The 16,589-nt window shown below is 63.1% G+C and carries 14 protein-coding genes; 10 read left to right on the top strand and 4 right to left on the bottom strand.

The window, feature by feature from the left end; all coding sequences use genetic code 11:
- Positions 1-22 precede the first annotated feature (22 nt).
- Complete coding sequence (locus tag BLR35_RS10340) at positions 23-376, bottom strand: hypothetical protein (protein WP_090381342.1); 354 nt, start codon at positions 374-376, stop codon at positions 23-25.
- Between the two features lie 128 nt (positions 377-504).
- Between BLR35_RS10340 and BLR35_RS10335 the strand changes: the two genes are divergently transcribed.
- The 5 genes from BLR35_RS10335 to BLR35_RS10315 all read left to right on the top strand — a co-directional run bounded on the left by BLR35_RS10335 (position 505) and on the right by BLR35_RS10315 (position 6,881).
- Positions 505-1,683 (top strand): hypothetical protein, encoded by a 1,179-nt coding sequence (locus BLR35_RS10335; RefSeq protein WP_090381340.1) that lies wholly within the window; start codon positions 505-507, stop codon positions 1,681-1,683.
- 66 nt (positions 1,684-1,749) lie between these two features.
- Entirely contained in the window at positions 1,750-2,742 is a 993-nt protein-coding gene (locus BLR35_RS10330; protein WP_170831010.1) for an LLM class flavin-dependent oxidoreductase, read from the top strand.
- Positions 2,743-2,820: 78 nt separating this feature from the next.
- Positions 2,821-3,990: an exo-beta-N-acetylmuramidase NamZ family protein gene (locus BLR35_RS10325; RefSeq protein WP_090381336.1), complete on the top strand. Its 1,170-nt coding sequence runs from the start codon at positions 2,821-2,823 to the stop codon at positions 3,988-3,990.
- Positions 3,990-5,561 carry a beta-N-acetylhexosaminidase gene (gene nagZ / locus BLR35_RS10320; protein WP_090381334.1) on the top strand — a complete coding sequence of 524 codons (1,572 nt, stop codon included), beginning with the start codon at positions 3,990-3,992 and terminating at the stop codon, positions 5,559-5,561. The genes BLR35_RS10325 and nagZ overlap by 1 nt, the downstream gene beginning before the upstream one ends.
- 57 nt (positions 5,562-5,618) lie before the next feature.
- On the top strand, positions 5,619-6,881 hold the full coding sequence (locus BLR35_RS10315; RefSeq protein ID WP_139169268.1) for an anhydro-N-acetylmuramic acid kinase: 1,263 nt from the start codon (positions 5,619-5,621) through the stop codon (positions 6,879-6,881).
- A 12-nt stretch (positions 6,882-6,893) separates the two neighbouring features.
- Here BLR35_RS10315 and BLR35_RS10310 read toward each other — a convergent pair whose 3' ends face one another.
- Entirely contained in the window at positions 6,894-7,658 is a 765-nt protein-coding gene (locus BLR35_RS10310; protein WP_090381328.1) for an IclR family transcriptional regulator, read from the bottom strand.
- 510 nt (positions 7,659-8,168) lie between these two features.
- Positions 8,169-8,384: a hypothetical protein gene (locus tag BLR35_RS10305; RefSeq protein WP_090381325.1), complete on the bottom strand. Its 216-nt coding sequence runs from the start codon at positions 8,382-8,384 to the stop codon at positions 8,169-8,171.
- A 195-nt stretch (positions 8,385-8,579) separates the two neighbouring features.
- Here BLR35_RS10305 and BLR35_RS10295 point away from each other — a divergent pair, with 195 nt between their 5' ends.
- From BLR35_RS10295 to BLR35_RS10285, 3 genes are all read left to right on the top strand, one after another.
- A complete protein-coding gene (locus BLR35_RS10295) occupies positions 8,580-10,427 on the top strand; it encodes an ABC transporter substrate-binding protein (RefSeq protein WP_170831009.1) in 1,848 nt (615 codons plus the stop codon).
- Positions 10,428-10,603: 176 nt separating this feature from the next.
- Entirely contained in the window at positions 10,604-11,608 is a 1,005-nt protein-coding gene (locus tag BLR35_RS10290) for an ABC transporter permease (RefSeq protein WP_090381317.1), read from the top strand.
- Complete coding sequence (locus BLR35_RS10285; RefSeq protein ID WP_090381314.1) at positions 11,595-12,632, top strand: ABC transporter permease; 1,038 nt, start codon at positions 11,595-11,597, stop codon at positions 12,630-12,632. Before BLR35_RS10290 ends, BLR35_RS10285 begins: the two co-directional genes overlap by 14 nt.
- Positions 12,633-12,683: 51 nt before the next feature.
- On the opposite strand, the gene BLR35_RS10280 is transcribed toward BLR35_RS10285, so the two are convergent.
- Complete coding sequence (locus tag BLR35_RS10280; protein ID WP_090381311.1) at positions 12,684-12,893, bottom strand: hypothetical protein; 210 nt, start codon at positions 12,891-12,893, stop codon at positions 12,684-12,686.
- A 227-nt stretch (positions 12,894-13,120) separates the two neighbouring features.
- Here BLR35_RS10280 and BLR35_RS10275 point away from each other — a divergent pair, with 227 nt between their 5' ends.
- Together BLR35_RS10275 and BLR35_RS10270 are read left to right on the top strand one after the other, a co-directional pair.
- Positions 13,121-15,292: an ABC transporter ATP-binding protein gene (locus BLR35_RS10275; RefSeq protein ID WP_090381308.1), complete on the top strand. Its 2,172-nt coding sequence runs from the start codon at positions 13,121-13,123 to the stop codon at positions 15,290-15,292.
- Positions 15,289-16,407: a mandelate racemase/muconate lactonizing enzyme family protein gene (locus BLR35_RS10270; RefSeq protein WP_170831008.1), complete on the top strand. Its 1,119-nt coding sequence runs from the start codon at positions 15,289-15,291 to the stop codon at positions 16,405-16,407. The genes BLR35_RS10275 and BLR35_RS10270 overlap by 4 nt, the downstream gene beginning before the upstream one ends.
- Positions 16,408-16,589 lie beyond the last annotated feature (182 nt).

Below are 16,589 nucleotides of genomic sequence, written 5' to 3'. Positions count from 1 at the left end.
CTGCCTGCACTGTGGTCGGCAGCTACGCCTCGAGGTTGCCTTTGGCGTCCCAGATCGAACGCATCATATCGGCGAAGACTGCCGTCCGAACCGGAACGCCCTCGTCGGTCGTCGCGTCCGGATCACAGTCGGCGATCTGGGCGACGAAATCCTCGGTAAACGTCTGCTCCGAGAGCGTCTCCCGAACGTCGAAAGTCAGTACGCCGTCCTCGTCGGTCTCGAGCCACGAGACTGCCTGCTGGCGATCGTCGTACTCGAGTGCGTACGTCTCGCCGAGTAACTCGAGCAACGTCGCTTCGGCTCCCACCTCGAGCCAGCCGTCGTCGGTTTCCAGGTAGAAATCACCGTCGTCGAACTTCGTCTCGTACCGGCACATGGCTCGAGTATACGACTCGGATACCATAAAATCGGGGGCGACCCCGTCGAACGTGGAGGCGAGAGTCACAGCTGACGACGTGTAAGTCGTGGAAAAGAGTTTTACTTGCTGATAGATAAGTATCCCCAATGACCGGTCTGTGGACCTATCCGTGGAGTCTATCGGATCCTTGCCCCGAGACGACGATAGAGGGGCTCGCGGACGCTGGCATCGATCACCTGAAAGTCGCCGCCCACTATCACTCGGTTCGGACGTTCGACCCAAAAGCCGACGACCTCGGATTCGACACGTTTCCGGGAGGCTGTCTGTTCGACCCCGACGAGACGTACTTCGAGCGGACGCCGATCGATCCGCCACGAAACGAGAGCTACCAGCACCCCGACGCGTTCGCCGATATCGTCGCGACGGCGAACGACTGCGGAATCGACGTCGACGCGTGGCTCGTCTGCGCTCACGGGACGCGCCTGGCCGGAGCGTGGCCGGAGTACCGAATCGAGGACGCGTTCGGGACTGCACACGATCACGCGCTCTGTCCCTCCCACGACGAAGTACGACGCTACTACGCCGGGATCGTTCGCAATATCGCCCACTACGACGTCGAACGGGTCGACCTCGAGTCGCTCGGGTTCCCGAGCGTCGTTCACGGCCACGGCGACCGCTTCGGCCACCACAAGGACCACGTGATAACGAACCGGGCCGACGAATTCCTCGTCTCGCAGTGTTTCTGCGACGGCTGCCATCGCGAAGCACGTGAACGAGGGATCGTCGATCTCTCAGCTGCCGAAGCGGTCGTATCCCGGTTGTGCGAGCAGTATCTCACTACCACCGAACCGACGCCATCCCTGTCGGAACTGGTCGCAGAGCACCCGGAACTGGACGCGCTGTTCGAGTTCCGCTCGGCGGTCATCGGCGACCTCCTCGCGACGCTCGCTGCGGCCAGCGACGACGCACGTCTCTCGTACTACCTCGCCGACGGCGGCGGCTACGCCCCGTCGAGCCTCTGGCCGAGCGGCGTCACACCGGGGCTCCTCGGGGAGTACGTCGACGACGTCACGGCACTCTGTTACACCGACGACATAGACGAGATCGACGCCCGGTTGACCGACTGCGAGGAGTCGCTGGATCACCCGATCGACGCGGGACTCACCCTCGACCCGTCGGTGGTCGAGGACCGCGAGCAGTGGGAACGGCTTCTGGATCGCGTCACGGAGCGGATCGACGGCGAGGTGTTCGTCTACAATCACGCGCTCCTCACGGAGACGCAACTCGACTGGGTCGCACCGAACGGCGTGACGAAGCTCACGTGACAGCTCGCCATCGAAATGCGGTCTCGGCGGGGAAGTTTTAATGCGGTTCGTCGATCTGGTGAGTACATGCCAATCGAGTGGCACTACAACGTTGGGGGGTGCTTTCGCTCCCCCGGTGACGATCTCGAGCTAGCCGCGTACGCCGCGGACGCTGGATTCGACGGTATCTGGATCGGCGACCACTTCGTCCCCTGGCTCGACAATCGACCGTACACGCACCACGTCCTGCCGTGGCTCGGCTCGCTCGTCGAGCGGGTTCCCGACGTCACTGTCGGTACCTGCGTGAGCTGTCCAACGATCAGGTACGAACCACCTGTACTGGCCCAGGCGCTCGCGACCATCGACAACGCGTATCCGGGGCGGCTCGAGTTCGGCGTCGGAACTGGCGAGGCGCTCAACGAAGCTCGGTTTTACGACGGCGAGTGGCCCGACTGGGGAACGCTGGCGGGGATGCTCATCGAGTCGCTCGACCTGATGGAGACGCTCTGGGAGCGCGACGAGTACGTCTCCCACGAGGGCGAGTACTACCAGTACGACGAGATGAAACTCTACACGAAGCCCCGGTCGGAGATTCCGCTCCACTGGGCGGCGTGGGGGCCCCAGTCCGCGAAGTGCGCCGGCAAGTACGCCGGCAACCTCATCACGGCCGGCGACGCCGACCTGATCGAAGAGACGCTCGCACCGGCGTTCGAGGCCGGGCAATCCGAGCGTGAAGACTCCGGCGGCGGCACCATCTCGGTACAGCTGTCGGCCCACGTCGGCGATCCGGACGACCTCGTCGACGAACTCCGGGCCAAAGGAGAGTACACGCCCCACGAGGAACTCGATACCGCGGATCCGAGAGAGATCCAGTCTCTCGCCGACGAGCGATTGGCCGACGTCAGCGACGAAGAGTTACGGACGCTCAACAACGTGACCGACGACGCGAGCGACCTCGTCCCCGTCGTCGAACGGCTCGAGGAAGCGGGCATCGACCGCGTCATCGTCGTCTCGAAAGTTGGCGACCCGCGCCGGACGATCGACGCGCTCGCCGACGACGTGATGCCTCACTTCGAGTGACGCCTCGCGAGCGCCTGGAGCCGACTGAATTTGCGACTCACCCACATATTTATAATCACGCCCTCGGTAACCGCCAGTATGGTTCGCGTGGGCATCGAGACGTTAGTAGACACGCAGATGGAACCGATCGCGGGCGACCGCGTCGGCCTGATCACTAATCCGTCGGGCGTCGACTCCGAACTGGTTCCGACGATCGACACGCTATACAATCACGACGACGTCGAACTCGTCCGGCTGTTCGGGCCGGAACACGGCATTCGTGGAAACGAGCAGGCCGGCGTGAAGGTCGACGACAGCGTCGACGAACGAACGGGGCTACCGGTCACGAGTCTGTACGGCGACAACCGCCGGCTCGAGCCCGATATGGTCGAGGATCTCGATACGGTCGTCTACGACATGCAGGACATCGGCTGCCGGTTCTACACCCTGATCTACACGCTCGCGTACGCTCTGGAAGGGATCAGCGAGACTGACACGTCGTTCGTCGTCCTCGATCGGCCGAACCCGATCGCGCCGCTCGCGGTCGACGGGAACCGCGTATCGCCCGACCACGAGTCGTTCGTCGGCGGGCGCCGGCTCCCGATCACGCACGGGCTGACCGTCGGGGAACTGGCCCGGTACTTCAACGGCGAGTTCGACCTGGGGGCCGACCTGGAGGTCGTCGAACTCGAGGGCTGGACCCACGACACCTGGTACGACGAACTCGAGCTCGCCTGGGTGCCGCCGTCTCCGAACATGCCGACGCTCGACACCGCGACGATCTATCCCGGGACCTGCCTGTTCGAGGGAACGACGCTCTCGGAGGGTCGCGGGACGACCAAGCCGTTCGAACTGATCGGCGCGCCCTGGGTCGACGCCGAGGAGTGGGCGGCGACGCTCAACGACCTCGACGTCGACGGCTGTGCCTTCCGCCCGGCGTACTTCACGCCGATGTTCTCGAAACACGAGCGCCAGGACGTCGAGGGCGTCCAGATTCACGTGATGGACCGCGACGAGATCGCGCCGGTCGAAATCGGCGTGAAGATGCTGATCACGGCGTTCCAGCTGTACCCCGAGTCCGACTGGGTGCAATCGAACGGCGAGCACTTCGTCGACAAGCTGGCCGGCGGCCGGACCCTCCGGGAAACGATTTCGGACGTCGATCCTAACGAGAGCGCGGACGACGTGTACGACCGTCTCGACCGACGGTGGGACGAAGAACGGGAGGCGTTCGCAGACCTCCTCGACGACTACACCCTGTATCAATAATGGAGACCACCGTCGCAGATCTGACGCTTGAGCAGAAGGTCGGACAGCTATTTCACGTGGGTTTTCCGGGCACCGAACCGACGGACGAAATCCGGTCGCTGATCCGGGAGTACCACGTCGGCGGGGTCATCTACTTCTCGCGAAACCTGGAGACGCCCGAACAGACGCGAACTCTCTCGCGGTCGCTCCAGCGAACCGCTCTCGAGGAGGGCGCAGAAATCCCGCTGTTTCTCTCCGTCGATCAGGAGGGTGGAACGGTTCGTCGCCTCCCGTACTACACGGAGACGCCGGGAGCGATGGCCGCCGGCGCGACCGACGACCCGGACGCCGCGGAGACCGTCGCACGCGTCACGGCGGCCCAGCTCCGGAGCGTCGGCATCAACTGTAACCTCGCGCCCGTCCTCGACGTGAACAACAACCCGGATAACCCGGTTATCGGCGTCCGTTCCTACGGCGAAGACCCCGACGAGGTCGCCACGTTCGGCGAGCGCTACCTCGAGGCGTTACAGTCCGCCGACGTCGTCGCCTGCGGGAAACACTTCCCCGGTCACGGTGACACCTCGACCGACTCCCACGCGGAGCTCCCGGTCGTCGACGCCGACGGGGATCGACTCGAGGACGTCGAATTCCGGCCGTTCGAGCGGGCGATCGACGCAGGGATCGACGCCATCATGACCGCACACGTCGCCTTCCCGGCGATCACCGGCTCGGAGACGAAACCAGCGACGCTGTCACGGGCCGTCCTGACCGATCTCCTGCGCGATCGGCTGGGATTCGACGGCCTGCTCACGACCGACTGCATGGAGATGAACGCCATCGCGGACACCGTCGGCACCGAACGTGGTGCAGTCGAGGCGATCGCCGCCGGTGCCGACGTCGTCCTCGTCTCGCACTCGGCGGACCGACAGCGCCGGGCGATCGAAGCCGTCCTCGAGGCGGTCGAGACCGGCGAACTCGCCGAAGACCGTATCGACGAGTCGGTCGAGCGCATCCTCACGCTGAAATCCCGGCGCGACCTCCGTCCCGAACGGTCCGGGGCGGAGAGTGACCCTGCCGCGGACTCCGACCTCGCTGCCCTCCGTGACCTCTCGCGTGACGCAGTGACGCTGGTTCGAGGCGAGTTCGACACAGCGCTGCCGTTCGACCCGGACGAACCGCTGTACATCGTTGGGCCCCGAACGACCGGCGGTTCGCCGGCGGCAGAAACCCAGTCCGCGCTGGACGTACTGGCGGCCCAGCTTACGGACCGTGGGTTCGAGACACACGTCCTCGAGGTAGACCGCGAAGAACCCGCCGACCTCTCGTCCATTCCTGTTGGATCCCAGCTCCTGTGTTGTGCCGCGAACGTCGCCCGGAACCCCGCGCAGGCGTCGGCTCTCGAGCGCCTTCTCGACGCCAGTCACTCGCCCGTCGTCGTCTCCGTGAACAACCCGTACGACGTCCACCACCTGCCGGCCGTCGAGCCGTTCCTGACGACGTACGACCCGTCGGCGGGCAACCTCCGCGCACTCGTCGACGTTCTCGTCGGCGACGAGCGGCCTCGCGGTCGGCCGCCTGCCAGTCTTCGGTGACGATCTCGGTTCTCCTCCGTCGGTATCGTTTAGTCAGTTCCTGCTAATGACCCGAACGTGACTTCGTACCGTACTATCGGACTCATGTCGGGTACGTCGCTCGACGGCGTCGACGCGGCGCTCTGTCGAGTCGACCTCCCGGACGCGGACGTGCCGCTCACGGAAGCAACGGTCGAGCGCGAGGCGTTCGTCACGGACGAGTACGAGCCGTCGTTCCGGGAGTACGTTCGATCCATCTGTGACGAGGCGACGACGGTCGAGGAACTCGCGCGAGCGCGGGTCGCCGTCGGCAGGCGGTTCGCCCGCGCCGTCGAGGGTCTCCTCGAGACCGCCGACGTCGCACCCGAAGGTGTCGACCTGATCGGGAGCCACGGCCAGACCGTCTGGCACTCGCCGGCGAACGAACCGCTTCCCGCTGACCTCGGACGAACGCGAGCGACGCTACAGGTCGGCGATCCGAGCGTGATCGCCCGAGAGACGGGGATCGACACCGTCGCCGACTTCCGGTCGGCCGACGTTGCCGCAGGAGGCCACGGCGCGCCGCTCTCGCCGCTGCTGGACTGGATCCAGTTTGGTCGGGCGTCGGAAGACCGGATCGTCCAGAATATCGGCGGTATCGGCAACTGTACCGTCCTCCCGGAAGGCGGGGACTGGTCTACCGTCACAGCGTTCGACACCGGTCCCGGGAATATGGTAATCGACGCCGTCGTCGAGCGACTCACCGACGGCGAGCGCCAGTTCGACGAGGACGGGCGGATGGCTACCGCCGGGACCGTCGACGACGACCTGCTGACCGATCTCCTCGACGACCCGTATCTCGAGCGCGCGCCACCGAAGTCGACGGGGCGGGAGCGGTACGGCGACGGCTACGCGACGCGCGTCCTCGAGCGGGCCCGCAAGGACGGCCTGGCGGCCGACAACGTCGTCGCGACGGTTACCGCGCTCACCAGCGAGTCGATCGCGGACGCCTACGAGCGCCACGTCGACCTCGATCCGGACCGGGTCGTCGTCTCCGGCGGCGGTGCGTACAACGAGACCGTGCTCTCGCGACTCGAGGATCGACTCTCCGTTCCCGTCGAAACGAGCGGAAAGCGGGGGATCGCCCCCGACTCCCGCGAGGCGGTGCTGTTCGGCCTGCTCGCGGCCCTGTTCGACGCCGATCGTCCCGGGTCGGTTCCGTCCGTTACCGGTGCCAGCGACGCTGCCGTCCTCGGAACGCTCGCCAAAAGTAGTGCGAAAGTCGATTCACCTGGTTCTCGTCACAGCACCGACGACGCGGCGGATCGGTGTTCTCGAGAGAGCCGTAACGCCGGCGAATAGACCGGTCTCCGGTTACGAGTACGCGAGCTGGAGTTCGATGACGTTTTTGGTGTCGATCACCGCCTCGAGGACCGGGCCACGGAGTCGTTCGGGAGTGAGTCTGCTCGTCGGGCCGGTGATGCCCACGGCACCGACCGCGACGCCACGTTCGTTTCGGACTGCCGTTGCGACCGACCTGACGCCGCGCAAGCGTTCCTCGTCGGCGACCGCGTGGCCATCCGACCGGACGTCGGCGAGTTCGTCCAGAAGCGCCGACCGGTCGGTTATCGTCTCCGACGTACACGCCGCGAGTCCGCAGCGATCGATGATGGCCTCGATCTCTTCGTCGGGCCGATCCGCGAGGAGGACCTTTCCGAAAGCGGTCGCGTGAAGCGGGACGCGTTTTCCGGGATAGAGATCGAGGGGAAGATCGCTGTCGGCGCGCTCGTGTGCGAGCAGGAACCCCCGGCCGTCCTCTTCGACGAATGCGCTCGCGGACTCTTCGGTTTCGGACGCGAGGTGGCGAAGTTCGGTGCGGGCGGCATCGGTGATCCTGTACTGGTCCCGGGCGGACTCGCCGTAGGTGAGAAACTGGAGACTCAATCGATACACACCGTCAGTTCGCGTGACGAACCCGCCCTCGACGAGCGTACTGAGGTGGTTGTGAACGGTGCTGTCGGGGAGGTCGAGTCGGGCGGAGACGTCCGTGAGGCTTGCAGTTCCGAGTTCGAAGAGCGCCTCCAGTATGGCGATCGAACGTCGAGTCGCTTTCACCGGATTTTTCGCCTCGCGTGTCATTCGTTGTCATTTCGATTGGAAGCCACGAACATTAGTCTACCGCTGTCGATTTCATCCGGCAGTTCGTCGAGAAATGTCGAGATTCCAGTCCCGTTTCAGCGATAGTGAAACGGAGTATCAGCGGTACAGTCTATGTTTGGAGATAACATGGGGCAGGAAAAGGCGCTCGATCCGCGACGACGTCCGCCGAGAACGCCGATCTCGGGCGGAGAAATTATTTACAGCAGTACGGCTGTAATCGTCTCGGAAGGAGGCGATTCTCCATGAATGAAACTGATAGTTTCTGATGACTGTCTCGTCCGACTCGTTCAGCGCACCGATCGTAGGATAATGCGGTAGCACCGTCGATACCAGAACTGTCCCTGCTGGTCGACACCGACAGCGGTCGGCGATGACTTCGACGATACGGAACGGAATCCAACCGGCAACAAGCTCGCTCAGGAGCAGGAAACAGACGGATCTGGGGGTGTATCCACGCCGATCGATTCGTCGAGTTCCGACGAGCAGGGCCTACGACGCCCGGTAAGCGATCGCCGCGTACGAAACGGAGCCAATTACGAGCAGTGCGAGACCCCAGATGACCATGAACGCCGGTATCACGCCGTCGTGGACGACGAACCCGACGGCAGTCATCGCGAGTCCGGTGACGGCGAGTTTGAGCGACAGCGAGTCGAGAACCGTTTCGCCGATCGACGTTCCCGTCTCGGCCGTGCGTGTTTCTGCCATGCTACATTCCCTTCCCGGCTGGAAGATATACGTTTCGCTCGAGTCAGTATCGGACGTGGGTTGGCCACGTCAGTCCGGCACCGCTCACGATTCAGTCGACGAATCACCCATTTTGGCGGCGAAGGCTCGAGTTCAGTTATTCGAGACCGATATCGTCGGCAGATTTATATTGTTGGTTTTAATATAGCAATGCGTATGCCGAACAATGACATGGTCAGGGAGAGTGCAACCTGGTCCCGCCGAAAATGGCTGCAGACGGTCGCAGCGAGTGGCGCAATCGGTTCAGTCGCAGGGTGTCTCGGTGTTGGCGACGGAGGCGAGGACGAGTACTTCGTCCTTCCGGCGGTTGGCAACCTCGAGCAGGCTCACTTCAACCTCTGGAGTCTCGACAGTCAGCTGTTCTTCGAGACCGGGTTACTGTGGGAAGAGCTCGCGTACTTCTCGGCCGACGCCTCCGACTGGTATCCGCAGTTCGCCGAGGACTGGACGTTCGATACCGACGGTGGCACGGTCACGTTCGACCTCCGGGAAGGCCTCGAGTGGCACGACGGGACGCCGCTGACGGCGGATCACGCCGTCGACCACTTCCGACTGGCGGAAGTGTGGGGCGACCCGATCTGGGACTACGCTACCGACGTGCACGCGCCCGGAGAACACACGCTCGAGTTCGAGATCGAGAACGTCGCCGAAGGACTGATCGAACACGTGTTCCTCGGAGACATGTTCAATCGGTGGATCTACACCCATCCCGAACTCCACGAGGAGTTCATCGAGCGCGCCGAGGACGCGACGACCGACGACGAACTGGCCGACATCAACGAGGACCTCGCGAACTTCTCGATCGACGGCGAAGAGGCGATCGACGCCGGCCTCGGTAACGGACCGGTCGAACTGGTCGAGGTCACCGACTCGAGGATCGTCATGGAGCCGTACGACGGCTACCCGATCGGCTGGGACGACGGCAACGACATGAACTGGGCGGGCTTCGAAATCGTCGACTTCGGGGAAGGCGAGTCGGCGTTCCACGAGGCGGCGATCGCCGACAACATCCACGGATTCACGGGTGACACGCCGGAGGAGGTTCGCGAATCGATGGGCGACCACTGGGAGATCATGACCGGCCCTCAGGAAGGCTTCCAGACGATCCAGTTCAGCCCTGATTCGGCCTGGGGCGAGGACAGCGAGGAGGGTCGCGCCCTCCGACAGGCGATCGCCTACATGTACGACCCGACCGAGTACGTCGATATCTTCGGCGAGGAGATCATGGACTATCCGGACCCCAACAACGTCACCGGACTGAACTCGCCGATGGACGAGCTGTGGCTCGACGGGATCGTCGACGACTTCACCAACTACGGCAACAGCGACACGGGCTGGGTCCAGGAAGACCTCGCCGAAGAGAAGATGGAGGAAGCCGGCTACGAGCGCGACGGCGACAGCTGGGTCGCCGCCGACACGGGAGAGGAACTCGAGGTCGAGATCCTCTATCCGGTGGACTTCGCCGCGAACGTTCCGTCCTACGAGAACGTCGTCGAACAGTTCGATCGGTTCGGGATCACCGCAGAGGGTATCGGCGAAGACTTCGTCACGCTCGAGACCCAGATAATGGCGGAACACGACTTCGAAATCGCGATCTACACGTCCGGCCCTGCATCCCCACATCCGGCCAGTTCCTACCGGAACACGATGGGTGACGTCTCGTCGCCGGATACCGATCGGTGGAACAACCAGCTCTCTGAGGTTACCGTCCCCTGGCCGCCGGGCGACGAGGACAACGACCTCGAGACGGTCGACGTCGACGAACGGATCGAGGCGATGAACCAGGCGGAGACCGACGAAGAAGTCGAGGAGCGAGTCGAAGAACTGGCGTGGATCTACAACCAGTGGGTACACGGCGTCCAGACCTGTACGGAGTTCCGTCTGAACTACGTCGCGACCGACAACTGGGACTGGGGCGTCGACATGGACGATCCGCGAATCCGATCGGAACAGCCGTGGATGTATCTCGCCCGAACGGGGCACCTGCACGCGTCCGATGACTGATCGGTCCGAACCTCATCGATACACCGGACGATAGATCAACTGCTGGGGACGTCAGCAGTTCGAGTAGCTGGCAGTCCTTCTGGCCCTTTTCGATTCGACGAGTCGCGATCGTGTTCGAATTCCAAGTATGACAATCGGTATCTATATGGGTGTGGAAGTATCGCATACAACCGGAAATGCACTGGGTACTGAAACGGGCAGCACGAGCAGGGTTCACTGTCTTTCTCGTGATCCACTTTACGTTCGTGCTAATCCACTTCCTCCCGGGCAGTCCGATGGACTACCTGCAGGCTCAGCTGTCGCGTCAGCAGGGTCTCAGCGAGGGTGAAATCGAGGCGATGGCTGCGGTGTATCTGAACATGCATCCCGAAGCGACGCTCCAGGAGCAGTACGTCGACTACATGTCGTCGTTGCTCAGGGGCGATCTTGGCACCTCCATCTACTTCAACGAACCAGTCAGCGAGCTACTCGGGACGGCGATGCCTTGGACCGTGTTCCTGATGCTGAACGCGATCGCGATCTCGTTCGCGATCGGCATCTCGCTCGGTGCACTGATGGCGTACCTCGAGGGGAGCCGGTTCGACAACGTCGCGACGATCTTCTCGATCGTCAGCAACTCGATTCCATACTACATCATCGCAATCCTGCTGGTCTACGTCCTCGGTCACCAACTGGATCTGTTTCCGGTCACCGGCCGCTACGACGATCGGACGACGCCGGGCGTGAATATCCAGTTCATGTCGAGTGTCATCTACCACGCCACGCTTCCGGCCCTCTCGTGGGCGTTCGCGGGACTCGGCGGCTGGGCGCTGGCGATGCGGGCAAACAGTATCAGCGTCCTCGGCGAGGATTACCTCCGCGTCGGGCGTCTCCGGGGACTGCCGACACACCGCCTGACGCTTCGATACGTCGCGAGAAACGCCGTACTGCCGCTGTACACCAACATGATGGTCGTCATCGGCTACGCGTTCGGTGGCGCCGTCGTCCTCGAGACGATCTTCGTCTACCGGGGCATCGGGTACTACCTGTTCCAGGGCATCGAGGCGCGGGACTTCCCGCTGATGATGGGTGCGTTTATCGTAATCACTATCGCGGTCGTAACTGCGCTGTTCCTGGCCGAACTGACGTACGGAAAGCTCGATCCACGTGCACAGGAGGGAGGGACCGATGAGTCATTCTGACGATACCGCTGGAACCGACGACTTCCCGTTCCAGACGCCGACGACGGGTGAAACGACGCGACAGGAACGCTGGTCCCGAACGCTGGACCGGACTGTGCTGGCCCCGATGCGGATCATCCTGAGCGACTGGCGAGGCAAAGTCGGCGTCGTGATTCTTACTGCCTACCTGCTTATGGGCATCGTTGGACCGTACCTGATCGCACCACCCGAGACGGACACCGCGAACATGCTGGTCGGGCCGTTCCAGACGTGGGAGTACCCACTGGGAACCGACAGCTCCGGTCGGAGCCTCCTCGCGGACGTCGTCCACGCGACGCCGCCGATGCTGAAGATGGTGTTCGCTGGCGGCGTCTTTGCCGTCACCGTCGGCTCGATCGTCGGAATGGTGGCCGGCTACAAGGGCGGCCGGATTGACCAGGCACTCATGGTCGTGACCGACACGCTGATGGCGATTCCCGGGCTTCCGCTGGTCATCGTGCTGGCGTTCCTGTTCGAACCCCGGAACCCGTACGTCGTCGGTATCATCCTCGCGATTCCCGCGTGGTCGGTACTCGCCCGTTCGATCCGCTCGCAGATGCTCCCGCTGCGAAACGTCGAGTACGTCGAGGCCAATCGACTCATGGGAATCTCGACGTGGAAGATCATCCTGAAAGACGTCGCTCCGAACCTGATGCCGTACATCCTGGTCAGCTTCGTCAGCGCCTCTCGCGGGATCGTCTTCGATTCGATCGCGCTGTACTTCCTCGGCGTCCTCCCCACCACTGACCCGAACTGGGGCGTGACGATGGACACGGCCTACTCGAGCGGCGGCGCGCTGTACTCCTGGGGAGCGGCCCACTGGCTTCTGGCTCCCATGTTCGCGGTCGTGTTCCTCTCGCTCGGGCTGATCCTGATCGCACAGGCGGCGGACAAACTGTTCAATCCGCGCATCCGGGCTCGCCACCAGAAGACGACGGCCAGCGAGGGCGAGGGTGACGACGGAGATCACGAGCCCAGTGCGCCGCCGGAGGGCGCAGTTCGCTGAGCACGTCCGCCGGAAGCGGCTTCTCGGAGCACGTCTGCCGAACCCACGAACTCACCGACACTTGAACCGGACGGCGAGGATCACGGCGAGAAACGCCGAGACGACCAGCAGGTTGTACTGCACGATGACGTACTCGGCCGTTCCGGGCTCGACGTATGGAAAGGAGAGCAACGTCAAGATCCCAAGCGTGAACACGAGAACGCTGAGGATCTGGAAGGCGAACTCGTACTCGCAGATCCGATCCCACACCGTCTCAGTCATTAATCCACGTATCCCAACGAACACCTATAACGATTGTGGAGAGTCGTCTCTAGGAGTACGTTGACTCCGTCCGTCTCCACCCCGAGGGCGATATCTGCCATCTGTTCCCACGACACAAATTTCAAGTAACTGCACAACCCACGTCGTCGCATGTACTCGGTACGTGGACGTACCACCGGAAGACGACAGTCTCGAGCAGCGGCCGGTCGGATCCGGCGGTGGGTGTAATGGCGACGAGCGAACAGACTCGCTCGGACGCTCGAGCGGACGACGTGGTGATGAGCGCTGAGGACGTGACGGTACGGTTCGACATGGACCGGGGAGAGTCTCGCGTGCTCGACTCCGTGAGCATGGACGTCCGTCGGAACGAGATCCTCGGCGTCGTCGGCGAATCCGGCTCGGGGAAGTCGATGTTCGCGGACGCACTGCTGGACGCCGTCGTCGATCCGGGGCAGGTCAGCGGTTCGATCACCTACTATCCCGAAGACGACGAGCCGGTCGACGTCCTAAACCTGGGGCCCGACGAACTCCGTCGGTTCCGCTGGGAACGCGTCTCGATGGTGTTCCAGGGTGCGATGAACTCGTTCAATCCGACGATGGATATCCAGGGCCACTTCGTCGAAACGCTGACGGCTCACGACTACCCCGTCGACGAGGGGTTAGAACACGCCAAAGAGCTCCTGGAAGCACTCTACCTCGATCCGGATCGCATCCTCGATTCGTATCCGCACGAACTGAGCGGCGGGATGTCACAGCGGACGCTCATCGCACTGAGTCTCGTGCTGGAGCCGGACGTGCTGGTGATGGACGAGCCGACCGCCGCCCTGGACCTGCTGATGCAACGGTCGATACTGAGTCTGCTGGAGACGGTCAAAGAGGAGTACGACCTCACCATCGTCTTCATCACGCACGACCTCCCGCTGGTGACGGGGTTGGCGGATCGACTGGCCGTCCTCTACGCCTTCGACTTCGTCGAAGTCGGCGACGCCGGGGCGATCTTCGAGAACCCCTCGCATCCGTACACGCGGTCGTTACTGAAGGCTATCCCGACGCTCGACACCCCGCTCGAGGACGTCACTCCTATCGAGGGGTCGAGCCCCGACCCCGTTTCCCTCCCGGACGGCTGTACGTACCATCCACGGTGTCCGCTCGCGGACCAGCAGTGCGAACTCGAGGACCCGGCGTTTCAGGACGTCTCGCCCGAGGACGATCACCGTGCCGCCTGCTTCCACTGGGAAGACGCTGCGGAGGAGATTCCGTTCTCGCAGGGTGAAAACGACGCAGAGACAGAGCCACGGGCCCGACTCGAGGGAGAACAGTCCGACGAACCGATCCTCTCGCTGTCCGACGTCGAAGTCCACTTCGACCAGCAGGTCGGTCTCCTCGAGGGGCTGTTCTCCGAACCGAGTCCCGTTCGTGCGGTCGACGGCGTCGATCTGGATCTCTACGAGAACGACGTCGTCGCACTCGTCGGCGAGAGCGGCTGTGGAAAGACGACGCTCGGGAAGACCGTCGTCGCCGCCCAGCGACCGACTGGCGGACGTCTCGAGTACGACGGACAGGACGTCTGGGCCGCCAAAGACGGCACGGGAGAGGTGTCGATCCCCTTCGAGGAGATCAGGAAGTCGCTGCAGATCATCCATCAGGATCCGGGGAGTTCGCTCAACCCCAACCGGACGGTCATGGCGAACCTCGAGGTCCCGCTCAAACAGTGGAACGAGGAGATGGATTACGCCGACCGCGAGAAACGGATCCTCGCGATGCTCGAACACGTCGGTATGTCGCCACCGGAGGACTACGCTCACCGGTATCCACATCAGCTAAGCGGTGGCGAACAACAGCGGGTCGCACTGATTCGCGCGCTCTCGATGAATCCTGGCGTGATCTTCGCAGACGAAGCCGTCTCCGCGCTGGACGTCTCGTTGCGCGTCGAAATGATGGACCTGATGCTCGAGCTGCAGGAGGTGTTCGACACCTCGTACCTGTTTACTTCGCACAACCTCTCGAACGCGCGGTACCTGTCGGCCAGCGTCGGCGGCCGCATCGCAGTCATGTACCTCGGAGAGATCGTCGAGATCGGCCCCGGCGAGGAGGTCATCTCGAACCCGAAACACCCGTACACGAAGATCCTGAAGTGGTCGACCGAGGACGCCGACGCGGACGGTGAGGTCGAGGGCTCCCCGCTGCGCAACATCGATATTCCAGACCCGATCGATCCCCCGAGCGGGTGCTCGTTCCACACCCGCTGTCCGAAGGCGCGAACGGCCTGTACGCAGGAGGATCCGCTGTTGACTCACGACGACACCGACCACCACGCGGCCTGCTTCAGAGACTACTCGGACGACCACCCCTACTGGGAGAGCGACCCGCTCGAGGAGACCGGAGAGGGTGACAAATGAGAACGACAGTTACGAGTGTCGAAGCCATCCCAGTCGAGGTGCCGGTCGCACCGCTCGAGGAAGGTGGGCTGGCTCCCTACAGCAGCAACCACGACGAGGTCGAAACGGTCGGTCGAACGCTCGTCCGAGTCGGAACCGACGATGGCGTGACTGGCTGGGGAGAAATGTTGACCGCGATGCAGTCCGCTCGAGTGACCTGTGCCGTAATCGAAGACGTGATCGAACCGAATCTCGTCGGCCGCCGACTCGAGGATATCGGAGAGTTCCTCGACTCGTTTTACTATCCGTACGTGAAGACCCGGCCGTTTCTCGGCGCCGTCGAAACCGCACTGTGGGACGCACTCGGGACGGTCCGCGACGCCTCCGTCTCCGAAATGCTCGGTGGTGGCGTCCGAGACTCGGTCGACGTCGCCTACTGTCTGGGGATGCACTCGATCGAGGATTCGCGGCGATACGCCCGGCGTGCAGTAGAGGAGGGGTTCGACGTCCTCAAGACGAAAGCCGGACCGGACTGGAAACACGACGTCGAGCGGATTCGGGCGATACACGAGGCGACCGACGGGGAGCTCGAACTTCGGATCGACCCGAACCAGGGCTGGTCGACCGACGAGGCCGTTCGCGTCGGCGCGATGCTCGAGGACGACGGGATCTACCTGCAGTACATGGAGCAACCCTGTCGGATCGACAGCTACGGCACCTACGAACGACTCCGCCAGCGGCTCCGACACCCGATTGCCGTCAACGAGGACACGTACTTCCCCCGGAACCTGTACTACCTCTGTGAGCGCTCAGCGGCCGACGTCGCCTGCGTCGACCTCGTCCCCGCAGGAGGACTGACCGCTGTCCGGGAACAAATCGCGGTCGCAGAGCGGGCGGGACTCTCCCTCACGCATCATAACGGGTTCGACCTGGGAATTAAGCAGGCGGCCGTGTTGCACCTGTACGCTAGCACGCCCGCCCTGAATCTCGCACCGGATTCAGTCTACTACGGCTGGGCCGATTACATCCTGTCGGAACCGCTCGTGGTCGACAACGGAGCAATAGCTGTTCCCGACGGCTCCGGACTAGGGATCGACGTTGACGAAGGGAAAGTGGAGACGTACCGTATCGACTGACTGACCTTCCACGAAGCGTCGCTTGCTGTGTCTTTCCGGCGGAATGTGTTATCTCGAGAGATTCACCAGCCAGATCACTCTCGAATGTGGCGATCACAACACTCCTTCTGTTTATGAGTGTGAGCAGCCAGAACTATGTATTTTAATAGTAATCTGTTTATTCGATATATTTGGCGGATCTT

The sequence above is a fragment of the Natronobacterium texcoconense genome (genome assembly GCF_900104065.1).
Classification (GTDB): Archaea; Halobacteriota; Halobacteria; order Halobacteriales; family Natrialbaceae; genus Natronobacterium; species Natronobacterium texcoconense.
The sequence above is the reverse complement of the archived record's forward strand: the minus strand, read 5'-3'. Positions and strand labels throughout refer to the sequence as shown.